The 24,182-nt window shown below is 34.4% G+C and carries 27 protein-coding genes; 10 read left to right on the forward strand and 17 right to left on the reverse strand.

Translation table 11 applies throughout. The features are described 5' to 3' along the window. The first annotated feature begins 203 nt into the window (after window positions 1–203). Window positions 204–608: a hypothetical protein gene (locus ACFX40_RS06030; RefSeq protein WP_060746384.1), complete on the forward strand. Its 405-nt coding sequence runs from the start codon at window positions 204–206 to the stop codon at window positions 606–608. A gap of 560 nt (window positions 609–1,168) precedes the next feature. Then, complete coding sequence (gene lepB, locus ACFX40_RS06035; RefSeq protein WP_377254491.1) at window positions 1,169–1,723, forward strand: signal peptidase I; 555 nt, start codon at window positions 1,169–1,171, stop codon at window positions 1,721–1,723. A 748-nt stretch (window positions 1,724–2,471) separates the two neighbouring features. Here the strand turns inward: lepB and ACFX40_RS06040 are convergent. Then, entirely contained in the window at window positions 2,472–3,026 is a 555-nt protein-coding gene (locus ACFX40_RS06040) for a helix-turn-helix domain-containing protein (RefSeq protein ID WP_028409913.1), read from the reverse strand. Between the two features lie 113 nt (window positions 3,027–3,139). Between ACFX40_RS06040 and ACFX40_RS06045 the strand changes: the two genes are divergently transcribed. Further along, entirely contained in the window at window positions 3,140–3,619 is a 480-nt protein-coding gene (locus ACFX40_RS06045) for a LysE family translocator (RefSeq protein WP_377254494.1), read from the forward strand. A 622-nt stretch (window positions 3,620–4,241) separates the two neighbouring features. Here ACFX40_RS06045 and ACFX40_RS06050 read toward each other — a convergent pair. The 3 genes from ACFX40_RS06050 to ACFX40_RS06060 all read right to left on the reverse strand — a co-directional run bounded on the left by ACFX40_RS06050 (window position 4,242) and on the right by ACFX40_RS06060 (window position 6,299). After that, window positions 4,242–4,667 (reverse strand): GrpB family protein, encoded by a 426-nt coding sequence (locus ACFX40_RS06050; protein WP_377254497.1) that lies wholly within the window; start codon window positions 4,665–4,667, stop codon window positions 4,242–4,244. A 167-nt stretch (window positions 4,668–4,834) separates the two neighbouring features. Further along, window positions 4,835–5,266: a terpene synthase gene (locus ACFX40_RS06055; RefSeq protein ID WP_377254499.1), complete on the reverse strand. Its 432-nt coding sequence runs from the start codon at window positions 5,264–5,266 to the stop codon at window positions 4,835–4,837. A gap of 250 nt (window positions 5,267–5,516) precedes the next feature. After that, window positions 5,517–6,299 (reverse strand): GNAT family N-acetyltransferase, encoded by a 783-nt coding sequence (locus ACFX40_RS06060; RefSeq protein ID WP_377254502.1) that lies wholly within the window; start codon window positions 6,297–6,299, stop codon window positions 5,517–5,519. Window positions 6,300–6,509: 210 nt separating this feature from the next. Here ACFX40_RS06060 and ACFX40_RS06065 point away from each other — a divergent pair, with 210 nt between their 5' ends. Both ACFX40_RS06065 and ACFX40_RS06070 read left to right on the forward strand, forming a co-directional pair. Further along, the gene (locus tag ACFX40_RS06065) at window positions 6,510–7,409 is read left to right on the forward strand and encodes an alpha/beta hydrolase family protein (protein WP_377254505.1); all 900 of its coding nucleotides are present in this window, start codon (window positions 6,510–6,512) and stop codon (window positions 7,407–7,409) included. A 303-nt stretch (window positions 7,410–7,712) separates the two neighbouring features. Continuing rightward, window positions 7,713–8,330 carry a methanogen output domain 1-containing protein gene (locus ACFX40_RS06070; RefSeq protein ID WP_098334154.1) on the forward strand — a complete coding sequence of 206 codons (618 nt, stop codon included), beginning with the start codon at window positions 7,713–7,715 and terminating at the stop codon, window positions 8,328–8,330. A 337-nt stretch (window positions 8,331–8,667) separates the two neighbouring features. Here ACFX40_RS06070 and ACFX40_RS06075 read toward each other — a convergent pair whose 3' ends face one another. The 9 genes from ACFX40_RS06075 to ACFX40_RS06115 all read right to left on the reverse strand — a co-directional run bounded on the left by ACFX40_RS06075 (window position 8,668) and on the right by ACFX40_RS06115 (window position 15,506). Continuing rightward, complete coding sequence (locus ACFX40_RS06075; protein ID WP_217598715.1) at window positions 8,668–9,504, reverse strand: alpha/beta fold hydrolase; 837 nt, start codon at window positions 9,502–9,504, stop codon at window positions 8,668–8,670. 36 nt (window positions 9,505–9,540) lie between these two features. Then, complete coding sequence (locus tag ACFX40_RS06080; RefSeq protein WP_141235301.1) at window positions 9,541–10,632, reverse strand: low temperature requirement protein A; 1,092 nt, start codon at window positions 10,630–10,632, stop codon at window positions 9,541–9,543. Between the two features lie 256 nt (window positions 10,633–10,888). Further along, entirely contained in the window at window positions 10,889–11,533 is a 645-nt protein-coding gene (gene ycaC / locus ACFX40_RS06085; protein ID WP_377238985.1) for an isochorismate family cysteine hydrolase YcaC, read from the reverse strand. 174 nt (window positions 11,534–11,707) lie between these two features. Further along, window positions 11,708–12,274 (reverse strand): NADPH-dependent FMN reductase, encoded by a 567-nt coding sequence (locus tag ACFX40_RS06090; protein WP_028409904.1) that lies wholly within the window; start codon window positions 12,272–12,274, stop codon window positions 11,708–11,710. A gap of 155 nt (window positions 12,275–12,429) precedes the next feature. Further along, window positions 12,430–13,368: a ring-cleaving dioxygenase gene (locus tag ACFX40_RS06095; protein WP_060747307.1), complete on the reverse strand. Its 939-nt coding sequence runs from the start codon at window positions 13,366–13,368 to the stop codon at window positions 12,430–12,432. Between the two features lie 141 nt (window positions 13,369–13,509). Beyond that, complete coding sequence (locus ACFX40_RS06100; RefSeq protein ID WP_377238987.1) at window positions 13,510–13,908, reverse strand: DoxX family protein; 399 nt, start codon at window positions 13,906–13,908, stop codon at window positions 13,510–13,512. Between the two features lie 539 nt (window positions 13,909–14,447). Then, complete coding sequence (locus ACFX40_RS06105; RefSeq protein WP_377238988.1) at window positions 14,448–14,729, reverse strand: hypothetical protein; 282 nt, start codon at window positions 14,727–14,729, stop codon at window positions 14,448–14,450. A gap of 10 nt (window positions 14,730–14,739) precedes the next feature. After that, window positions 14,740–15,129, reverse strand: a complete 390-nt coding sequence (locus ACFX40_RS06110; protein WP_016766321.1) for an SHOCT-like domain-containing protein — start codon at window positions 15,127–15,129, stop codon at window positions 14,740–14,742. A gap of 11 nt (window positions 15,130–15,140) precedes the next feature. Continuing rightward, the gene (locus ACFX40_RS06115; protein WP_377238989.1) at window positions 15,141–15,506 is read right to left on the reverse strand and encodes a DUF2089 domain-containing protein; all 366 of its coding nucleotides are present in this window, start codon (window positions 15,504–15,506) and stop codon (window positions 15,141–15,143) included. Between the two features lie 271 nt (window positions 15,507–15,777). On the opposite strand from ACFX40_RS06115, the gene ACFX40_RS06120 reads away from it, so the two are divergent. From ACFX40_RS06120 to ACFX40_RS06130, 3 genes are read left to right on the forward strand one after another with little or no spacing between them, the layout of a single operon-like run. After that, window positions 15,778–16,335 carry a TetR/AcrR family transcriptional regulator gene (locus ACFX40_RS06120; RefSeq protein WP_328107773.1) on the forward strand — a complete coding sequence of 186 codons (558 nt, stop codon included), beginning with the start codon at window positions 15,778–15,780 and terminating at the stop codon, window positions 16,333–16,335. 14 nt (window positions 16,336–16,349) lie between these two features. Next, the gene (locus ACFX40_RS06125; RefSeq protein ID WP_328107772.1) at window positions 16,350–16,712 is read left to right on the forward strand and encodes a DMT family transporter; all 363 of its coding nucleotides are present in this window, start codon (window positions 16,350–16,352) and stop codon (window positions 16,710–16,712) included. Between the two features lie 4 nt (window positions 16,713–16,716). Continuing rightward, a complete protein-coding gene (locus tag ACFX40_RS06130) occupies window positions 16,717–17,127 on the forward strand; it encodes a DUF5360 family protein (protein WP_377238990.1) in 411 nt (136 codons plus the stop codon). A 244-nt stretch (window positions 17,128–17,371) separates the two neighbouring features. Here ACFX40_RS06130 and ACFX40_RS06135 read toward each other — a convergent pair whose 3' ends face one another. From ACFX40_RS06135 to ACFX40_RS06150, 4 genes are all read right to left on the reverse strand, one after another. Beyond that, window positions 17,372–17,848, reverse strand: a complete 477-nt coding sequence (locus ACFX40_RS06135) for a hypothetical protein (protein WP_377238991.1) — start codon at window positions 17,846–17,848, stop codon at window positions 17,372–17,374. A gap of 1,023 nt (window positions 17,849–18,871) precedes the next feature. Further along, a complete protein-coding gene (locus ACFX40_RS06140; protein ID WP_377238992.1) occupies window positions 18,872–19,024 on the reverse strand; it encodes a hypothetical protein in 153 nt (50 codons plus the stop codon). Window positions 19,025–19,069: 45 nt separating this feature from the next. After that, entirely contained in the window at window positions 19,070–19,960 is an 891-nt protein-coding gene (locus ACFX40_RS06145; protein WP_045293501.1) for a prephenate dehydrogenase/arogenate dehydrogenase family protein, read from the reverse strand. A gap of 20 nt (window positions 19,961–19,980) precedes the next feature. After that, entirely contained in the window at window positions 19,981–20,661 is a 681-nt protein-coding gene (locus ACFX40_RS06150; protein WP_377238993.1) for an RraA family protein, read from the reverse strand. Window positions 20,662–21,097: 436 nt separating this feature from the next. Between ACFX40_RS06150 and ACFX40_RS06155 the strand changes: the two genes are divergently transcribed. Together ACFX40_RS06155 and ACFX40_RS06160 are read left to right on the forward strand one after the other, a co-directional pair. Continuing rightward, window positions 21,098–21,949, forward strand: coding sequence for a MurR/RpiR family transcriptional regulator (locus ACFX40_RS06155; RefSeq protein ID WP_048019337.1), 852 nt, complete (start codon window positions 21,098–21,100; stop codon window positions 21,947–21,949). A gap of 728 nt (window positions 21,950–22,677) precedes the next feature. Further along, a complete protein-coding gene (locus tag ACFX40_RS06160) occupies window positions 22,678–23,976 on the forward strand; it encodes a CitMHS family transporter (protein WP_045293495.1) in 1,299 nt (432 codons plus the stop codon). Window positions 23,977–24,182 lie beyond the last annotated feature (206 nt).

A 24,182-nucleotide genomic window follows, 5' to 3' on the forward strand; every position in this document is an offset into this window, starting at 1 on the left:
TTACGTTTTTCTTCATTTTCTTTTTATAAAAATTAGAATTTTACCCTTTATATTAAATAGAATAATAGTCAAGCTCGAATAAAACCTGATCATCTATAATAAAATTTAAGGAAAAACCTTTTTGATCATACTATGTAGGTTTTTATTAGGTTCATTCTATGAAATGTAATAGATTATTCAGAAGGAAAAAGGAGTGAATACAAATGAGTTTAGCCACCTATATAGGTTCGAATGTAGAATTACCTATTAATGACGAAATGGATGATATAGTTACTATTGGAAGCTGCTTTTCAGATGAAATGCATCGATTAAACATAAAAAAGCATCATTTTACTACTTCTTATGTTTATGAAGTGTCAAGTGACTGGGGAATTGAAATTACGGAATATATGAATAAAAGCAGACTGAAAGAATCAAAAGAGAAACTACTTGCACTATGTCGATTGATGGATCACTATCTTAAATCAGGAGATTTTTTTGAATTGTATAGCTGTTGGATAGGAGAAGAAGCTGAAAAGCGAAAAGGAGAACTAACTTTAAACATCCATTACTTTGATATAGATGCTATTGAGATGCCTGAAAAAACATTAGTTAGAATCGAAAAATAAACTTCCCTATGCTAACAATTTTTTCGCATCTATAATCTGAACGCAAAAAAAGCTATTTCAATCGTATTGGCATCGGAGTGAAATAGCTTTTTCTACTTTACATTCAAGAGTGTGTTAGATCCTTATGGATATCTTCACATGTGAATTATATCACAAACTTTTCTGCGTGTGAAGATGAAAAATAAAATTTGTATGACAAGTACCAAAAAAAATTTAAGAGCAGCCTCGTTTGCCAATGATGAGGTTGCTCTTTATAAGTGTTCATTCATACTTATCCGAGTACGAAGCAGCATTATAATCCTTTTTTATTGTATCTTTATCTTTAGAATCTTCTGGTCGTCCAACCCCTACTCCACCGCCACCCATAAGTATGGATTTTTTACTAAATACTAATTCTCCTGTATATGCATAATTATAGTTTCCAATATACTCAGAATTAATTACTTCTTTTCCGCTGTAAATGCTAGCATATATAACCTTTAATTGTTAAATTAAAGGTTTATTTCTATATATTATGCTATACTTTTAAACATGTATTACGCTTGTAGAGGAGTTTTCAATTGAAACAGAAAGAGCTTTTTTCGTGGATTAAATCCATTATCATTGCCTGTATTCTGGCTTTTGTGGTAAGAGAGTACCTATTTACACCTATAGTAGTAGACGGTGAATCGATGATGCCGACTTTAAAAGACAGTGAACACATTATTCTTAATGAAGTGGGTAAAAATAACCCAGATAATATAAAAAGATTTGATATTATCGTTTTTCATGCTACAAAGGAAAAAGACTATATTAAAAGAGTCATTGGTTTACCTGGTGATCATGTAGAATATCGCAATGACACGCTATATGTAAACGGTAAAAGATATGAAGAGCCTTATTTAGATCAATATAAAAAAGAAATAGGAACAGGCCCATTAACTGAGGATTTTAAACTTGAAGATTATATAGGCAGCAAAACTGTCCCAAAGGGTCAATTATTTGTCATGGGAGATAATAGAATGTACAGCTTAGATAGCAGATCAGCTGAAGTAGGAACAATCTCCGTAGACAAAATTGTAGGAAAAGCTAAATTAGCTTATTGGCCTTTAAAAGAATTTGAATGGATTAAGTAAAATCTTTTAAAGCTCCCTTATGAAAGGGAGCTTTTTCTATTTCTTTGCCAGTCCGTCACAGGAAATGAAGCATTGTTGCTTTAAGCCCTACACTAACTGCAGCCCCTGTTTAAATTCACTTTTCCTTATATTTTCCGCGAAAGTGAGAAATTGCTGCTGCTCCTACAGCAGCAGTCAAAACTGAAAAAATAGTAGATAGCGTATCATTGGCAACAAACGCCTTCATCAAAAATGCAGATAGAAAAATAGCTACAAAACCTATTCCTAAATATGAAAGATTAATAATTGATCACTCCAGCTATAACGTTATTCCTATGTAAAAGGTTTTACAATTAAAAACATGATGAACATAATAACGGCAAATAAAGCCCCCTGAAGAACAAAGTTAATTGGTTTATGAGTATCTTCATTAGCCTTTACAAACAGCTTAGACCATCTCGTATACATCACTAATTTTGCACAAAGACTAAATAAAAGGCCTGCAATGATTGAAGCAATTGCTATTTTTAAGATATGAATTCACTCCTTTCTAACACAACAGAAGGATATCCATAACTTAACATAAACACCTAAATAATACAAAAATTCAAGAATCATAGGAAGTAGTCTTTCCACTTTCTATGCCGCTACTGGTTAACCGCTCTACATAGTATCTAACGATTCAATGCTTTATTGGTTGGCCATTAAATCTTTCATTAGTTGTACCGGTTTAATACAAAAATAAAATAGCGTTCTTGAAGAACGCTATTTAAACTGGATAATATATGATCATACTTAATTTAGCTAATGTTTTTCCGCGATTATAATAAGAATGAGCTCTATCAGCTTTGAACCTAATAGCATTCCCACTCTTTATCGTATATTCATTGCTATTTACACTTATAGTGAGTTCACCTTCAAAGACAGTTATGAACTCTTCAGTCCCTTCCCTATGCGAATCAGCGTCTAGAGATCCACCTTCTTCTATTTCTACAGAATAAACTTCAAAGCGTCTATCATCCTCGAAGGGAAAATAAGGGTAGACTTGATATTTTCCGTTGTCTTCAGATAATATTTGAATGTCGGTTTTTGAAATGACTTTGGTGTCTGGCTGAGGATTATTTATTAATGAAGTAAAAGAAATTTTTAATCCATTAGCTATTTTCCAAATAGTTGTAATTGTAGGACTCGATTCTCCTCTTTCAATTTGCCCTATCATTGTCTTGCTTACCCCAGTTAATTCTGCAACTTTTTCGAGACTTAATTTCTTACTTTCTCTAAAATTTTTTAGGTTTTTGGCGATAATAAGATTTATTTCCTCCATAAATACACTCCTATCACTATGTACAATATAACGACCGTAATGTAAAATAAAAAGCACGACGTTATATCGTCCTTTTTGAACATTATAATATACATATTAGAGGAGGTACAAATATGCCATTATTATCATTTTTGCTATATATTTTTGTCACCAGTTTTACCCCTGGTCCTAACAATATTATGGCCATGTTATTTGCTAACAAATACGGTTTGAGAAAGACTACAAAATTTTGTTTAGGAGTAGGTGCAGGCTTTCTCGTAGTAATGTTGTTATGTAGTTATTTTAATGTTTTACTCCAAAATTCCATCCCGAAAATTGAGTTTTTCATGGGGATGCTTTTACAATTTATAAATCCAAAAGGTATTCTGTATGGTATAACGGCTATAGCAACCTTTATTCTTCCATATCACAACTCGAATTTTAGTTTAATAATGTATTCTTTATTTCTAGCTTTTGTGGGCTTTGTAAGTACTTTCTGTTGGAGTTTATTTGGTTCGGTTTTTCAAAAATTTCTCTCAAAGTATAAAAGCCAGTTTAATATAGTTATGGCTTTATTATTAATGTATAGTGCAGTCTCCATTCTTATCAAATAACTTGCTTATTTGATTAAGGATCCATTTTAACAATGGAATCATTTTAACGTTAGAAATATTCGTTTTATTGAAGAGTCAGTACTTCTCTTATGCGAAATATTAACCCCTCCTTGAACGTTATAACGTACATATTGTACTTTATATCACTATTTTACTTAAAAATATAAATTGACCAGTTATGCATAATTCGAGAAGGATACTCTTATGTATCTATTGATTTGCTTACCTTTTTAATTTTATAAAATATGATCAATATTAATTTGTTATGAAATTTCAATAGTTATTTAATATTTAGCTACAGCAGCCCATTTCTACACAAAAATTAGGTTAGAAAATTTCAGGGTAGATATAAGACAAGATATAAAATACTACCATATTTATAAAAAAGAGTGTTTTTCATGCAAGTCTTCCAGTTTCACGAGTGATAGAAATGTTGATAATTTAACAATGTATAAAGTCGTGTATAAATGAGAGAGTCAAAAAGTGAACGATCCCCTGTGTATTAAGAGATCGTTCTTTTATAAATTAGGGAAAGAATGATCATGGTAACTAACTTTGATGGAGTATACAATGTATTGAGACACAATATTATATTAACTAGTTTAACTCTTTTTCTTTAATTTCAACGATTAAGCCAATGCCATTTAAGCGCTTCTTTTTCGATTCTTTTAACAAATGCATCCTTACCATCACTATAGCCCTCGATATCATTGGGAAATCTATGAGCTAACTCAGCTTTTAATGCTCCATATTCATTGCTTATCATTTGATTTTGACGAAGATAATCCCTAAAAGATAAGTGTCTTTCAATCTCTTGAATATTATCATACTGAAAAGCGTGAATTTGATGGGTGCGATTATCCCCACCTTTACGGTAATACCTTCTTCTTTTGATTCCAAACTCCCCCATTACTTCATATCCGAGCTTCTCAAATTGGTCTGAGTAATTATCTAACCTGCTAATGTAATTAACTACCAATAGAATATCAATAATAGGTTTTGCTTTTAAGTTTTGAATAGAAGTACTTCCAATTTGGATTATGTGCAACTACTGTAATATTCATTTTTCTCCCCCTTAATCCTTGATCACATGGACAATATATTAAAGGATTAAATTGATTGCAAAAATCTTAGTATCTTCTAAATTATAATATATGCCTTCTTAGAAAAGTGTTTATGTAAACTAGCTTTGTATATAGTACACATCGTTATATTTTAATCTTGAGATAAATAAATCCAGTTCATTTCATCAAATTCTTCAATAATATAATTTGAACCTATATCCTTTAAAATTTTATTGAAAAATTTTATATTAACGTCATGATCATACAAATCTTCTTGAATATATTCCGTAATAATAAAATTCGTTAAATTTGTATTATTAACAAAATCTGAAAAGAACGATTTTAGAAAAAGTGACTCTTCTTCACTTAATTTTTCATCATTGACTAATGAAATCCTAAACACATTTAAAATCGCGTTAATATCTTCTTCCTCCATATAACATAATGGATCTAGTTTTTTATCTTCTTCTGTAAATGGCTTTCTCGTGTCTTCAATAACTACATAAGAAAAGATTGTTCCGTTTTTTGACACTCGAAAAATTTCCAAATCTCGCAATTTTATAATTCTATTAAACGATATCATAAGGTCCTCCTACCCAAATAAGAATTCAGGATATTTTAATAAAGTAGATACTGTTAAACCTAACGAGCATAGGATTCAGTTTACAGTAAAATCATCTTGTGTGCTGGTAATTAGAGGGCAAGGCTTATCGGCCGCCTGCGGAAAGCAACGTCTTACACGGAAATCAACCGCGGTGTAACAAGCCATTTGCTCATGCATTCCATTCGTTCGTCTGTAGATTGTATTGATTTATTTATGTCTCATTCTCTTTTCATTTTAATACATATAAAGCGTAATCCTCTTCATTCGAAAACCCAAGTTTATTGGCTAGTGCTTTCGAGGCTTTATTGTTCTTATCGCAATCCCAAGCAGGCATAACATTCTTTTCTAAACATTTATTTATAAACGCCTGGCCCACTATCTTTCCCAATCCTTGTCCTCTATAGTTAGGATTAGTCACAATATCGATTTCAGCTATGGTTCCACTATGAAAAATAGACACACATTCAGCGATAATCTTTTCTTTATGGATTAGACAAACTCCTAATTCGTTTTTCAGAAAATTTTTTTCTGATCCCCAGTACTCCACTATATATGATTCATTGAAATTCTCACTTTTCCTTAAAGAATCAGCGTTAAAATCTTGTAACTCATAGGGATTGGACAAGCTGTATGTAGAATGCACTTTTGAAGGAAGAAACCTATACTTAGAACGCGTCATTTTCTTTACATACGTTTTGAAAGTTTCGTCAAAAACAGTTTCCCAGTCAGTGGATGGAGTAAAAACTGTAAACCGTTTCTCCTTACCATACACGTTCTCAACAAAATAACGATAGAGAAAGTTATTAAATACCTCGTCATTCCCTTGTCCAAATACATAATAGTCACCTGCACGTATTCTAAGAAATCCTGATGATGGCCTCACAATATCATTTACGTACACAGCTCCTGGAATAACATGATTAACGACAGAAAAAGCAAAGGTAGGAGTCTTAAATGACGCTTCTAACATGTTATTTATCTTGTAATAATCTTTTGGTTCTAAACAATGCATTTTATTTCCCCCTTAATACATATCACTGTCTTCATTATATAAGTGTATGCATAAATTTAGTTATCATAATGTGCTTTATCGATACAAAAACAGCCCGACGAATAATTAAAATAAAGGTTAATTACCCTTTTTCAAGAGAGCTAAATCAAAAAAAATTCATATATAAGTTTGTTATAATAAAGATTGTTAAAAGCAAGGAGGAGTATGTAAGTGCAAATAAGAAAACTTGAAAGACAGTCATTTTATGCCGGATGTCAATTCGTAGATATAGAAGATCAAGCAAATGAACACGCCTTGCCTCTCCTTATTATGTATCCTACATATAAAGAAGAACAAGTTGAAAAGATGGGACCTTACACGATAAGCGCTGCGCAAAATGCTCCGCTTTCAGATGGATCATTTCCTTTAGTCATTCTTTCTCATGGAGATGGAAGCACGCCTCTTGCTTATCGAACCATTGCCCAGTTTTTAGCACGTAATGGTTTTATTGTAGGAATACCACAACATCTCTTTAATAATCGAGAGGATAATACGCTATCTGGAACAATAGATAACCTAAAAAATCGGTCTACCCATATACGTACTGTAATCGATTGGTTTTTAAAAGAAAGTTCCTTTTCTCCATCCATTAAATCAAATAATATTTCTCTTATTGGCCATTCAATGGGAGGATATACGGCTCTTGCTGTAGCAGGTGGAGTTCCCACTTCTTTTCCTTCTGAATCTCCTGATCAAAAGCCTTATTGTTTATCTGTTGATCATGATAAGCGGGTTCAATCACTTATTCTTTTAGCGCCAGCCGCCGGATGGTTCAGGGAAAAAGGCGCTCTTGAAGACGTGAATATACCTATTTTAATGATTACAGGCAAAAAGGATACGATTACTCCTTCTTTTCACGGAGAATTTGTGTTAAATGGCGTTTCTGATAAGGAAAAAGTTCAGCATATCGTTGTAGAAAATGGAGGGCATTTTTCATTTCTCAGCCCATTTCCCGACTTTATGAAATCTCCTTCTTTCCCCCCTTCTCAGGACCCGGCAGGCTTTAATCGCAAGGAGTTTCATGAGGACCTTCAAAACACTATATTGAACTTTTTATTACGTTCTTTTTAACAGATTAGTCAGTTGTACCACCTTTTCTCTTGAAGCAATTATATCTCGAAAAAGAAATGAAAATCTCTTAGAAACTGATGAGCTTCTAAGGGATTTTCATTTTCCATAAAGCCCATTATGCTAGTCTCCTTCTTTCTTTTTAAAAAGCAGCCAGCATTTACAAATAAATATTTTTAAATTCAAAAAAGATAACATATGATCTTGTTAATCTGTAATAATTAAGAAATAGAGATATATAGAAAAAGTGCTGCTTATTGAATTGATATTTTTACTCTTTTACAAAACAAAAGGGGGATTTACAATATGGCTTTAAAAAAAGGTCAGCTAAGCGGACATATATTTTTGTCTAAACTTATTACACAGTACGCAATGATTCATGAAAAAACGGTAGGCCCCGTAGCTGAAGAATATATTAAACAAATTGGTATTCGTACTGGAGAATGGATGGAAGACTTTTATAGCGATAAGCATGAAAAGTGGACGGTAGAGGAATATGCAGAAGTTATAATTGACCTTAAAAATTCAATTGGAGGTCACTTTGAAATTGTGTCGGTTTATCCAGACCATGTGGTTGTAAGCGCTACCCAATGTCCATTTGGTGACGTCGTACAGGATGCTCCTCATTTATGTAAGATGACGTCTAGTGTGTTTGGAGGAATTGCAGCTCGGAAATTTGGCTATGGAAAAGTGAGCTTGCGCCAGCGTATTGCTCTTGGTCATCCAATGTGTGAAGTTGCTATATATTTTACAAAACACAGTGAAGAAAATGGAGATGTGTATGAAGATCTTCCTATTACGCCTTCTTATGGTAATCCTTTCAATTGGGAAGAGGAAACGATTCATATGCTTAATCAAGAACTTCGAAGAAGCGATGAAATGATTGAAGCTCTTCTTGCGGAATTAGAAGAATTACGTAAATAGCATTGTATTACCACACTTAACTATTAAGACATTTTGTTTTAGTTAGAAAAGCAAAATAAGATGTATAAAACAAAGAGCAGCCTTTAATTAAAGGGTTGCTCTTTGTTTTCATCAATCATTTTAATTATTATGGTAAGCAGAAAAAATAAAGTAAAAGTTATTATAGCTATTTAGGGATTTTATTTGTAATCAGATGCGTCACCCTAAAGAATCCTTGGAGCGATCAGATGCCTTTGTTAATTGCATGAACTGATAAAAAAGAAGCGCCCTCCGGCAACTTCTTTTCGCTTTTCCTATTCATACGTCAGATTTTCACTTACAAAATAATCATTTATATTTAGTCTCTTAAAAATGACAGCAGCGCTTCGTTAAATTCGTGTGCATGCGTTGCATTTAAGCCGTGCGGACCGCCTTTTATTAAAGCTAACTTGGAACCAGAAATGGCTTCATGCGTTCGCTTTCCGCTATATTCAAATGGAACGATCTCGTCTGCATCACCGTGAATAATAAGAGTAGGTATTGTAAACTTGGCTAGATCGTCTCTGAAATCTGTTTTGCTGAAAGCAGCTATACAGTCTAGCGTCCCTTTAGGCGATGCGGCTGCTGCAATATCGCGGTTGTAAAGTCGGAATGGTTCGCTGACTAAGTCATTTCCGTCTTCAACCCCAAAAAATGTTTTTGTAAAATCATCAAGGAAAGCTAAGCGATCATTTTTTACGCCGTTTTCAAATTCTTGGATTCCTGCATCATCTAATGCTCCTTCAGGATGATTCTCTGACTTATAAAGAAATGGTGGTACAGCTCCTGCAAATACTGCTTTTTCTACTCTATCTGTTCCGTAAGTTCCTACATAACGAGCTACTTCTCCGCCGCCCATTGAAAACCCGACTAGCGTCACATTTGTTAAATCCAAATGTTCTAGCAGCTGATGTAAATCAGCAGCGAATGTTTCATAATCGTAGCCGTCCCATGGCTGAGAAGACTTTCCGAATCCTCGGCGGTCATACGTTATGACTCTGTATCCAGCCTCGATAAGAGCGGGAACTTGATATTCCCAAGATCGTCCGCTTAATGGCCAGCCGTGAATTAAAACAACCGGCTTTCCTGTCCCGTGATCCTCGTAGTATAGTTCAATAGGTGCTTCATTTTCTGTTCCTACATTAATTTTTGCCATTTCGCTACCTCCAGTATATAGTCGTTCTTTATTTGGTTAAGTGGTCGTAAACCTAGCGTAGATAATAAAAAAGATGGCTAACTCTCCTATGATGAGGGTGTTCGGGACGACTAAAAGTAAGTTAATAATAAAAAACACAGCTAAAATCCCTAAAAACAAGCCTAAATGATACACTTTCAAACGATGTTCTTCGAATCTATACTGGTGAAAAACAAGAGTGGTTGCCATGAAGTAAAGCAGCACGGATCCGAATACAAAATATAAGCTGAATGTGTACTGAACTTCATGTAAAAACATGAGCTTAATCGATGCTGCAATCATGCTTAGAGACATGAGGATAAGTAAGTGTCCGTAAATAATCGTTTGTCCGGCTCTTTGAATAGACTTGTTCACTTTCTTTTCTACGTTCTCAAAGTACTGCCACCACATGGCGATGATCAGGACAAATGAAATAACCGAAAATAAAATGGTATTCCAGTCCCCTTTTTGTGGCTGTATCACAGCAAGAATGCTGACAACGGATTCTCCAAACAAAATTAATGTCAATAACGCAAAGCGTTCTAACAAATGAGCCGTGTTGGTCGGTAATTTCGCCAGTCGCTTATGTCCTAAAATAGGTAAAATCATGTCCACTGCAATTCCCGTATATAACACGGCGTAGCGGACCCAGGAATCGAAAAAGAGCGACAGAAGCGAGATAACAATCCCAATTCCAAAGCATGTTCCTAAAAACACAGCAACTTTTTTTCTCTCACTCTGTTCAAATTTTTGGACAATAAGATATTGAATCGAGGTTAACGCTCTTAGCCCGATATAGCCAATCAAAAAAGACACGTAATATTGATCAAAATCTACGGACAGGCTTGAGATCATGATAAGAACAAACAGCATTTGAAGAATCATAAAGATGCGCTGATGCAAAAAATCTTGTCCAAATCGATTGATAAACATCGTTTGTCCCGTCCACGCCCACCATATCGGAATAAAGATCAGTACAAACTTTAACAAATACTCTCCATGAATATACCCTTGTTCAACGTGAAGCAAAACATGCGTAGCAGTCGCAACGGCTGCCACAAATAACAAATCATAAAAAAGCTCCAGCCACGTAACTTTTTTTTCTTCCACTACTCCGCATCCCTTCCTATCATTTATCAGGCTGTCGTGAATATACTTTATTTTATATACAAGAGACGCATATTTCATGACAGGTAGCGTAGTAAAAGATAGGTGAGCCAGCTGTTTATCAGTCGGCTCACCTATCTAACAATTACTTTTATGTCGTTACGTTTTCTCCGTCACATAAATGATCCACAGATGCCATTCTACTTTCATGTCTTATATGTAAAGAGAACGACCTTTAGCAAAATGAAGCTCCGCTATGTTAGACACTTTGCTTGGTGAAATCCCGCTGTGCTCCTCTATAGCTGCCCATTAAGTTTTGATAACCAGGAAGATGACTAGAAATTAAATTGCCAAAACCTTCAACGTCGTTGCGCCAGTCACGCTGCAGCTCGCACGCTACGCTAAACCAGTTCATAAGCTGTGCGCCCCCGTGAGCCATACGCGTTAATGCTGCATCTGCGACTTGCTTATTAAACGTTCCGGAAGCATCCGTCACAACAAACACTTCGTAGCCTGCTTTAATGGCAGAAAGTGCAGGAAAAGCAACGCAGACATCTGTCACTACACCGGCGATAATCAGCTGTTTTTTCCCGGTCGCTTTAATGGCTTTAACAAACTCTTCGTTGTCCCACGCGTTAATTTGTCCAGGACGAGCTATTTTTGGCGCATTAGGAAACAGATCAACGAGTTCTTGCATGAGCGGGCCGTTGGGTCCATTTTCAAAGCTAGTTGTTAAAATAACCGGTAAATCAAAGAATTTAGCTGTATGACCAAGAGCTAATACGTTGTTTTTAAATTCATCAACACCATAGTCACGTACAAGGCCGGAAATAAGCCCCGTTTGGTGGTCAACTAAAAGCACGGCAGCATCATCTTTTGAAAGGCGAGAGTAAAGATCAGACATTTTATAATCCTCCTTAAATTAAGGCAAGTAAGGATACATGTACCTCTTCCATTCCTTACAAGCGGTCTATAATTTGAACGGTTTTTTGGATTTCATTTATGATCTGTTAGGTAAAACATGTATAGAAAGAAAAGCTATTTCTGAGGTGAAGGTTCGTGAGGTGTGTTCTCTTTCTTAATCTAGAACAGGAACAGGCGCTTGATCAACCCAATGAATGAACTGCTGTAGGTAGCGCTGAAGATAACGTTTTGTTGATTCATCGGTTAGTACTTTTTGTTGAGCATCAACTTTTTCATGAACTTGCGAAATCAGCATTTTTTGAAATGGTAAAACGTTGACTTGCATAGCTTCCAGTACTTCTCTCGTTTGCATTTGAGCAAAAGCCGTACCGAAGCCTCCTGGAGTTGCTCCAATTAGGCCAACTGGTTTTCTGTTTAAAACAGAAGAGGTCCGAGGTCTTGATGCCCAGTCCAAGGCATTTTTTAACACTCCGGGAATTCCTGAATTGTACTCTGGGCTAACTATAATAACGCCGTCAACATCTTGAATCGCAGCTCTAAAGGATGCGACAGATTCTGGTGATCCGTCAGCTTCTAAATCTTCATTAAAAAAAGGCAGGCTGCTTATTTCAATCCAGCGATATTGAGCTGAGTCATCTAATGTAGTCAATGACTCAGCAATCATTCGGTTATACGAATTCTTTCGTAAGCTTCCACAAATAAGACCAATAGTTTTCGTCATCTATTCACCTCCTTACTTGGAATTAATTTCATATTACCACGGTGTTTCAAATATAGATATTAGTTTTATATATAGATAAATTAATTCCTTCTTTATACCTAATTCGGGATTGAACTAGCGTTTTACTATTACTAAAAGAATTCTTTTAGCAAAATTCAGTCTAATTCTCTCACTTCAAAAGGAATCAAAGCTCTTTCAATTTGATCTCGATGGGTTTCGTACTGTTCAGGCAGCATGAGTTTTTCTCCCATTGTTTCAAGTGACTCATCATGAGCAAAGCCTGGAGGATCTGTTGCAATTTCAAATAGAATTTCTCCGTGCTCCTTAAAATAAATCGCATTAAAGTAATTTCGATCTCGAACAGCCGTTACTCCGTATCCGCTGTCGGCTACGTATTTCTGCCATTCTGATTGATCTTCATCATCTTTTGCTCGCCATGCAATATGGTGAACCGTTCCAACGCCCATTTGCCCGCGTCCAATGGTTGTTAATTTTAAATCAATCACATTTCCAATGTCAGCTGATGATTGAAAACGTATAAAATCTCCTTCTTGCCCTACTTTTTGTAGACCCATTACGTTTTCTAATAACTGAGCTGTTTCATGAGGCTTAACAGATAATAACGTAGCGCCTCCGAATCCTTTAATAGCCACTTCAGGTTTAATTTCACCGACTTGCCACGTATTCTTTTCTCCTTCTTCTCTTTCCACAATCTCTAGATGCAAACCATGAGGGTCGTCAAACTCTAAATACTGTTCTCCGAATCGCTCCATCTTTGTAGCTGGAACCCCAAACTTTGCTAATCGCTGTTCCCAAAAGTCCATCGCACCTTTTGGAACCACATAGGAAGTTACGCCAACTTGCCCGTCACCTATTTTTCCTTGTCGTGCATTTGCCCACGGGAAGAATGTAATAATCGTTCCAGGTTTTCCCCCTTCATTCCCAAAGTAAAGATGATACGTTCCTGGATCATCAAAGTTTACCGTTTGTTTGACCAAGCGTAATCCTAGCACGCCCGCATAGAAATCAACATTTTCTTGAGGATGACCTACAATCGCCGTGATATGATGAATACCCGCTGTTTTTTTACTCATTACCACCATCTCCTTCGATACATTTTTCGTCAAATGTTTCGTGATCCCTTTTACAATTACAACTATTTATCGCAAATATCTCGAATTCGAGATATTAGTCAAAAAATAAAAGCGTCTTTCTTATTCAACCCATTTTCTCTTTTAGAAAATAAACGTATCTAGTGCATAATAACCTGGTCCTGCAATTGCTACACCGATTGCTACAACTAAAAGCGTAAGGTTATATTCATACCCATTTTGTGTTGCCCAGTATCCATTCGGACCGTGTACTTTCACAATCGCCATGACCATTGTTCCCGCAATCAAAAGCGCTCCTAGCGGTGTAAGAAGTCCTGCAGCAAATAAAGCTCCTCCTACTAGCTCGGATAATCCAGCCATTAACGCCATTCTAACACCTGGCTTCATTCCGATCGATTCAAACCAGCCGCCCGTTCCTTCTAATCCGTGGCCGCCAAACCATCCGAATAATTTCTGAGTTCCATGTGCCATAAAAGATAATCCAATGACTAAACGTATTAACAATAAACCAATGCTCACCATTTTTTATTCCTCCTATTTTTCATCAATTTAAAATCTCGAATTAAAATATCTTGAATTAAGTATAATTATAAAATTATATGATTCCCCTGTCAATATAAATTTTTATATTTTTTTGTAGCTAGTTGAAACGCTTAACGACGTATTAAAAACATATTCATCATTTTATATGGATATGAGCGTGGGAACGGAAAATATAATGGGTGGACTTTGTTATTCTTATTAAAAGTGGAATGGTTTTCGAAACGCAACTATACTTAATGATTCTAAGCCAAATTGAGACACTTTTTTGTATCAAAACTTATCTCAAGACCTATAAACAGAAGCTTATACATAAATAAAAGAAGCATCCTCCTATCCCCAGAGTTTGCTCCTTCTATTTAGGCACATAGAGAATACCCAACTGTTAGATAGTACTTGTGTGTATGACTAACGAAAGTTTTTTCTATTTTTAAATATTTAAGACCTTTTATTAAATGAGCTCAAACACGCGGAGCCATTTGGAATTTAGTTCTCTAAAGCTAATTGTACTTTATACTAAATCATAGTTTAACTCTTACCTCCGTACCGTCAGTAGCTTTGACATCTACTAGTATCATTCCCTTATGCTTCTTCAGTTCCTTAACAATAGGCTTTAGCATGCTTTTATCTATTATCGGAAAAGTGAAATTCAGCCCTTTTCTTTTAAAATGTTCTTTTGTCCATTTATCCGCATGCTTCTGTATAAATTTTGAAAAAGCAACGCTAATAGCAACGTTTAAAAGAGCATATGGAATAGGGATGTTAAACCGAGCTTCTTTGGTTTTCACTTTTACATGAATCATAAGCGAACCATTACTCAATGATGACTGAAACGGTATCGCCGTTTGCCGATTTAATATCAACAATTTGACCATCTAACTCGTTTTCGATTGCTTCAACAATAAGGTTTATGTCTATATCTTTCACATATTTTTCTGATTGAGGAATACTTGCTGCGATGCTGTGTCCCGCCATTAATACCAGCTTGACAAGCTTTATCGGCAAATTAACCTTCACATTATCATTTTCAGTTGACACAACTCGAATTTTTAACGTTTTATCTAGATACGCATTCGGTTTCTTCAAAAGCTTATTGCCTGTTTCTTCTTTTTCTTTTAATACTTGAATCAGTTCTGATCCCTTTTCTGCATCAATTTTACCTTCTTGAACCATCGTTAATACTTTTGTAATTTCCTCTTTCATAGACAATCCCCCTATTCTTCTTTTAAGAGCTTAATGGCTTCTTCTGCTGTAATTTCACCATTTTCTAACATAGACACAATTTTTTTCTCATCTACTTCATTTTTCTTCTTCTCTACATATCCAAGAGATGAAATGATGTCAGTAAGCTTGCCTCGAACGGTTGGATACGAAACTCCTAGTTCCTTTTCGACTTCTTTGATATTTCCTCTGCACGTTAAGAATATTTCTACAAAATGAAGCTGATCACTTGATAAGGATGCCAGCTTAGACAATTCAAACTCATTTTCAATCGTTGTGTGACAATGGGTGCACTGCAGCTTTGTAATTTTTAACGTTTCACTGCAGACAGGACAATTTGTAAGTACTTTATAAGCCATAATCAAATCTCCTTCTTTTAGTTAATTTGATTATATAACAAATAATTAATTTAAAAAACAATAAAATTAAATAAATTTAACAAATAAATTAAAAATATAAATTATCATCTAAATAATATTAATTAACTCTTTTAAAACACAAGCAATGAGATCTCGAATGCTTTTAATCTAAAAAAGTAAAAAAGATAAAAATATGTTTATTTTTGGAATATTATATTGTAAAATACATTCGGTACCACAAAATTATTCCTGGTACCAAATGGGGGTTATTATGAAAGAGCGTATTACAAATGAAGCAATTTTTTTAATTCAACAAAAAGGACTTTCTTTTACTATCAGCGATTTAGCTAAGAGCTTAGGAACTAGCAAACGAACCATGTACCAACATTTCAGCTCCAAAGACGACATCATTGACTCGATAATTGAAAATCTCATCCTACAGATCAAGAACAAAGAAGAAGAAATCTTCCATGATGAAAGTCTAAGTTTACTTGAAAAGATTACTCAAGTTCTTATATGTGTTCCTGAAGAGTTTAATACAATGGAAATTCGCCTATTAATAGATTTAAAACGCCTTCACTATAATCAATGGGTTAAGATAGATGAATTTTTAAAGCAAGAGTGGGATCTAGTGGTAAAACTGATGGAAAAAGGAATAGAAACGGGAGTTCTACGTGAAATTGATTCACAACTATTTATAGAGCTATACCTAGGCGCAATCAACCAAATTTATCAGCCAAGCTTCTCTCTAAAATCTAACTTAACAATGAGTGAAATATTAAAATCTGTTATTGATATTCTTTTGAATGGCATTTCTATAAAAAAATAAGGTGGCGAAAAGATTTGCATTGGCTCTATCTATGTTTAGCTATTCTTTTTGAAGTGGCTGGTACTACATCCATGAAACTATCAGACGGCTTTACTAAAGTTATACCAAGTGTGTTGCTCATATTTTTTTATATTTGTAGTTTGTGTTTTTTGACGTTAACTTTAAAAAGTTTAGAGATTTCAATTGCTTATGCTATTTGGTCAGGTATGGGGATTATAATTATTACGCTAATTGGATTTATGTACTTTAATGAAAGTGTAAGCCTGCTAAAAATTGTTGCTATAGCTCTAATTATTATCGGCGTGGTGACATTAAATATGACCGATGAAAAAGAAGCTGATACTAGTAAATCCACTTTAGAAGAACACATGAGGTAAAAAGATGAAATATTTAAAACCTTTTTTTCTTGTCACAGATATTGGGTTTATTATCTATTGGATTGTTACTTACTTTGAATGGATACCCAAAAGTGCAGCCTTCAAAGATTATGATAACCCTATAGTCATGGCTTGGAACTGGTCGTTCTTCCCTCTAGATATTCTTATTTCATTCACTGGCTTATTTAGCCTATATTTATACAAGCTGCATAGAGAATCATGGAAAGGATACGCTTTAATTTCTCTAGTGTTAACATTTTGCTCAGGGCTACAAGCCATTGCGTATTGGGTATTTATTAAAGATTTCGCTTTCACATGGTGGGCTTTTAATTTGTACTTGATGATTTACCCCCTATTCTTTATAAAATTAGTTATAAAAAATAGCGACAATCAAAAAAGCAATCTTTCCATATAATAAAGATAGTAAAATGAGTTTAAGTAATTGTTAACGAGTAAGAAAGCCTTCAAAGGAGGCTTTCTTTTTTATATACGTCACTTCATACAAATTTAGTTCTAGGAATCAATTAAAATCTGGCCTACAAGAAAAGTTCTGCTTCTTATCTCTTCTACTATTCATTTGGTGCGATATTCTTGTGAATTCAATATATTTGTTCATAACTATGTTCTCAAATAAACTTAAGTTTTCTGCTTTTATCTCTTTATAGCGGTCCACCTTCAAAACCAATAGGCCATCCGCTTCTATTGAACTTTACTTTATATTGAAATACATTGGGATAATCGCCGTAAACAAAAGCTAAAGAACATCCTGCAAGAATATGTCCGTCAAAATTTAAAAGCCGCCCAAAACTTACAGCGGACAGATAATAGACACTAAATTTTTGTGCAGAGATGAACTGCTCTAAATATTCGAATGACCTTTTAAGATAGATATGTAATTGTTTCAATATACAATCAGCCATTTCAACAAATTCCTCGTATGGCTTTTCACTATTTCCCTCTATCGTAATTTCAACTTCTTCCCATTCTCCTATATCCGTACTCCAAAACCATTGCCTTGTAACCGGAACTTCCGCTTCGTATTGATCAAATGGTTTAGATAGGACAAGTTTTTCATACCCATTTTGTTTGAAGTCAGAGATTGTATAGTTTCGTTCAGAGAACTCAAGACCACTCATTTATTCCCCCTCCCTTCTATGCTTTTACTACTTATGGAGAAATATGTTTTTAGGTTGCTACATTTAATTTTAGTATTACACAAAGCAGACATCAATTAGATTACTCAGCCCCTTTCAATAAAAACTCTTACGTTTTTCTGATTATTGTTACTATAATAAGAAAGAAGCACATTACCTATAAATTATGAGATGGAGGGTTAACCAATAAATAAGAAAACCGCTAATATTATCGTCTTTTTTGTGTGGTTTCTGTTCTTGCTTCTTCTATGGATCATCTTCTCTTTTTCTAAAGGCCAAGGTGGAGAATGGTGGTCTATGTATCATTTGAACTCCCATAAATATGGTCCTTGGGCTTTGGGGATTTCTTACATAAAAATTAGTGTTGCTGCGGTTATTTCGTTAGTAATAGCCTATATCGCGAGTTTTGGATTCAAAGGAAAGAAATGAGATCAACTGAGGTGCTACTTAATAAAAGAGGATTTCTAACGTAGCTTTTATATTTTAGGGAGAAATGCAAAATCACTTATATAAGAATTCACACACATATAATTCTAGTTGTTTGAATCGAGGTTACAGTTCTTCCTGTAACCTCTTTTATAATTCCTTACCTGCAATTATCTTTTATATAAGTGTCATATGAGGTATTTTTTAATTTCCACAAGTTTGATCATGGAAAGCAGCCTTTCTAATTCCTGGGCCGCCATTGGCTACCAACACTATCTTATTTTTAAACATAACGTTTACATCTCTTTTATTGTCAAGCTCTGGAGAATTACTATATTTGCGTGCTCACTCATTTTGCTTGGCTTTCTTTACTATCTTTTTTTAGTAGATTTCCTAAGCTTAAAAGAACTCAGTTAACAGCTAGAGTAGAAGCTGGATTATAGCAACAGATAATTTCAGAAAAAATTTTATGGTTTTGTAATTTCACGAAAGTTTCTCTTGCCTCCCTTTCTGTGTTAAATTCAAACATGATAATATTATGTTCTCTTGAATAAGCATTGATTACAGTAACCACCCACATCAAAAATCTCCTAGGGCTGTTACAATTAAATTTGATTCTGATAAATGAACATCTCTGGAAATATTATGAGTAGCTGCTATACTTGTAGACTTATTAGGAATAAACCCCTTTTCTAACCAAATAGAACCGCTTTGAAAATTCCATGTTCCCAAGTAAATCTCCCCGTCTCTTACTATTGATATAATAGATTAGTTTATTTAATTGTTTACAGCAGCATCTTCTTTACATGCTTTGATAACATCCAACCAATGATCTGGCTTTTGTCCTTTAAACTTTTCTTTTAAATTAAATGAAGCCAATGTTTCTAACTTACTTTTTGCTGCTCTAGACATAACAGAATTTAAATTAGAAGCCTCTAGCATTTGAATAGAGCCGTCTAACTCAATTGATCTTCTTAATGCATGTATAGAGGTTCCAGTTACCAATCGGTTCATTGTTTCTCTAAAGCTCTTACTATCTAAAGTTTCACTAATAGAATCTAAGACTAATTGTTCTACATTAAATTCATGAGAAGCTTCTAATAACTCTAGATAAAGAGCAACTACACCTTTCATATAAATGCTGCGAATTAGCTTTACAGCAGAGGCATCACCAGGTTTTTCACTTACTTTAGTTATGTCCATACTGTACGGAGTCATTAAAGAAATCAGTCGATCTACACCATTACCACTTGCTGAAATAGGAACCTTATGTTTATAAACTGGCAGGGGACCTAGCATTGCGGCATCTGCGAAGAATGCATTCTTCTCTTGTATATTTATGTTAATTTTTTGCTTCACGATAGGAGTGGAAGCTGATACATCTACATAGATACATTCTTTCTTTATAAATGGTTTTAGCATCTCACTAACTTCAAGTGCTTTATCTGCGGGTACTGCTACTATTACTATATCTACTTGTTTTAAAACTTCTTCGGGTCTATAAAGAAGTTCTACTTGAGCTTGAGCAGCTCGTTCTTTAATTTGTGGACCATATGTAGGATGGTCTATCATAACATCATGAGCAAAAATGGTTTCTAAACCTTCGCCTTTTAAGCCAACTGATAACTCAAAGGCCGCCTCTCCAAATCCAATAAAACCTAATTTCACTTTAAAGCTCTCCCTTCTGTTTATAATCCATATGCTTTCATCTGTTCTCTTAACCATGAAGGCTGAATGTTACCTCCAGATTCACCTTGCAGACGCGCTCTTTCAAATGCTTCGATCGTTTCTAAACGTGTTTTCTCATACTCTAGTTTTTTTTCGGCTTTAAAAAGAACCTCTTCAATCTTTTCTTTTGGAACTACAACAACTCCGTCATCATCACCTATAATTAGATCTCCTGGAATAACAGCTACGCCTCCACAAGAAATAGGTTTATGTAACTCACCTGGACCATCTTTAAGAGGACCATTCGGAATAAATCCTTTTGAGAAAATAGGAAATCCTGATTGACTAAGGGTCTCTTTGTCCCGAACTGCCCCATCTATAATAATCCCCTCAAGTCCAATAGCTTTAGCTGCAGCTGCCATTAATTCTCCAAGGTAAGCATTTGCCATATGCCCCTTTCCATCTACAACTAGTACATATCCTTCTGTACCGTCATAGATTGCCTGATGAAGAAATAAGTTATCTCCAGGTCTTAAACTTACAGTTAGAGCGGTTCCAACTACCTTCATTCCTGTAGATACAGGCTTAATTTTATAATCCATTGAGCCTGTACACCCCATTGCATCGGATATAAGAGTTGTATTAAGAAGGTTTACTCTCTTAATAATGTCTTCAGATAATACTGGTGCTAAATTACTCACTGATATACACTCCTCTTCAATTTTAATATATTCTAATCAATGCTCTACTCAGGATAACGCTTACAAAATTAAAGTAATAAAATTAGATATTGCCCCCCTATTCGCAGAATATCTACAGTTTATTTGCTGCATTTTTGAAAAAGATAGAAAAACATCGTAAAAAATAAATAAAGTAATAAAAATTACTACTTTTTTTATTTAAGTAATATTTATTACTATAATCTTAAATGTATCTTATCACCGGTACCTAATAAAGTAAATCTATTTTTATAAATAAAGCACAGGAAAAACATATCCTAAGCTTTATTACTTAGAAGAAACATTTTTACATAAAAAAGTAAACATGCTAAAATTCAAGTAAGTATTATGATAAATACTTTTTATATGCTTAAAAAAATAAAATTTACAATATAATCTGTTTAATTGGAGCGAAGGTATGGAAAATCCAATATTAAAATTAAAAGATAATATCTCACAACTAACAGAAACTCAACGGAGAGTAGCAGACTATATCCTTAAAAATCCTGTCGATGTAGCTTTTTTAACGGTTGATCAATTGGCTTTGACAGTAAAAACTAGTACGACCACGATAATGAGATTAGCTTTTAGTCTAGGCTATTCTGGATATGCAGAGTTTCAAAAAGGACTTCAGGAGCTTTTACGTAACAATGCTGCTCCTCAAATCAGATTAGAAACAAATTTGAAGGGCTTAGATGAGAGTGATTTGTGGATGCGCTGTGCAGAAAGTCAATTCAATAACATTCAATCAACAGTAGAAATGATTTCTACAGAGAGCCTAAATAAAGCGTTAGAAATGATTGTCTCTGCAGACCGAATATTTTGTACAAGCGTTAGAAGTGGTTTACCCGTGGCACAGCATCTATCTTTTGGGCTTAATCGACTACTCGGAAACTGTGAGCTAATTGTCTCTGACTTAAGTGATTGGGTGGATAAAGGAATTACTTTAACTTCTAAAGATTTAGTTATTGCAACCTCCTTTCCAAGGTACGCTAGAAGAACTGTTGAGTTTGTAACAGCTGCCAAAAGTAACGATGCCAAGGTCATTTCGATTACCGACAGTTATTCTTCTCCTTTAGTTAAGTACTCAGATTTAGTACTGACTTGTAGCTCGAGTAGTATCGCTTTTCATAATTCACCTATAGCGTCGCTACTTGTGGCCGATTATCTTGTAAGTGCGATAGCTATAAATTATCCAGAAAAGACAAAGGATCGTCTCGATAAAATCACTTCAATCCTTACAAAAATTAATTATCATTACACTGATTAAATTTACGAATGTGGTAAAAGCATGAAATATCGAATGTATAAAATAATTCGATATTTTATGTTTTTACCACTTTTTTATTTTTTCAGTTAAGTCTAATACTTCCCTTTCACTTTTCATTTCTATAAAAAAACATTTACTTTTCATTAGAAGCCATGATAGTATACTTTTAAATAGTCACAATTATTACAACAATTAAATAAAAAAGTAATAATTATTACTTCAAACGATGAGTTGTAATAATGAATATAGTTAGTTCTGTAAAATCATTTTTAGATATCATCCGGAGATATCTGACTGCTCCCCTACTAAGATATTACAAAGTGACTATAAGTTTATTAATCCTAACACTTGTATTTTGCTTGTTAACACGAAAATGATGAGAGCGCTACCTTTGGTTCTAAGCAATCATCAACAAAAGATTTTAGTAAAGGAGTGATTAGTTAAAGAAACACGAGAATAGAAAATAATCTATTAATGATTCTATATATACAGTGGGCTTAAGCGGGGAATTCACGCTAGATTTTTTGTAAACCCTTACATTCGTTCTGATACCAGGTTTTAAACCAATAATATGTAAAAAAAGCCAATTGTTTTCTACTAATGAATGATTGTGCAAAGCAGCTTTATAATAAAGAATGATAGTTAAATAGTTTCATGAGAATTTAAAAAGTATGACATTAAAGATAAACAAGAGGGAAAATGAAAGAAAGTTCTAGAGGGGGTATAATATGTTAACATTTTTAGGTTTTTCGATGATTGTAGTATTTATGTATTTAATCATGAGTAAGCGTTTGTCTGCCTTCAGTGCATTAACAGTGGTTCCTATTGTTTTTGCTTTATTGGGCGGCTTCACTGATTTAGGACCAATGATGATGAAGGGTCTTGAAACCATTGCTCCGACAGCAATTATGATTATCTTTGCCATTCTCTATTTCGGGGTGTTAATTGATACAGGATTATTTGATCCTTTAGTAGCGAAGATTATAAAGATGGTTGGCGGTGATCCTCTAAAAATTGTAATGGGTACTGCAGTACTTTCTTTAATAGTTGCTTTAGATGGTGACGGTACCATTACATATCTAATTGTAGTAACTGCATTTCTCCCACTATACAATCGATTAGGTATGAATAAACTTATTCTAGCCTGTATTCCTGCGTTAGCAATGGGTATTATGAATTTGACTCCCTGGGGTGGTCCTGCTGTACAAGCTACGGCGGCTGTAAAAGCAGATGTAACAGACTTGCTATTACCACTTATTCCTTCTATGATTGCAGGAACTATCTGGGTTTTAGGGGTTTCTTATTTCCTTGGACGACGCGAGCGTAAAAGACTGGGAGTTATCAATATAGATACAGAATTTAATAATGAAATTGCTGCAGCTCTTGATGTAGGAATGGATGCATCAATAAAGCGTCCAAAATTATTTTGGTTTAACTTAGCTTTAACACTTTTACTTCTTACTGCTTTAGTTCTAGGGTTCTTACCATTACCAGCTTTGTTTATGATTGGTTTTGCTATCGTGATGATTGTTAATTACCCAAATTTACAAGATCAAAAGGAACGTTTGCATGCTCATGCAGGGAATATATTAACGGTGGTTTCCATGATATTTGCTGCAGGTATATTTACTGGAATTATAGATGGAACAGGTATTGTTAAAGCTATGGCGGATACTTTAATAGCCGTTATTCCTGATGCTCTTGGCCCAAAATTAACAGTAATTGTTGCCCTTATAAGTATGCCATTCACATTTTTTATGGCAAATGCCCCCTTCTATTTCGGGATTATTCCTATTATGTCTGAAACGGCTGCTCACTTTGGCATCCCTCCACTAGAAATTGGTCAAGCTTCTTTACTAGGGCAACCCTTGCATCTATTAAGTCCACTTCAAGGTTCTATTTATGTCTTAGTAGGACTCCTTGGCATTGATATAGGTGACCATATTCGCTTTGCTGCCAAGTATGCCATTGGAACAGCGTTAGTTATGACGATTGTGGCTGTATTATTTGGAATACTATCTATATGAATGATTTATGGGAACATACAAAAGAGAGAGCTGATTCTTCAAAACAGCTCTCTTCTATATATTTAACTTTAAATTACATTAAAGATTGAAATATAACATAAGCAAATCACTAATCAATCATGACTGATACAGTATCTCCGTTTGTCAATTTGATCTCAACAGTTTAGACATCAAATTCATGTTCAATTGCTTGAATAATAAGGGGA

Source organism: Priestia sp. YIM B13552 (assembly GCF_042787775.1).
Classification (GTDB): Bacteria; Bacillota; Bacilli; order Bacillales; family Bacillaceae_H; genus Priestia; species Priestia megaterium_E.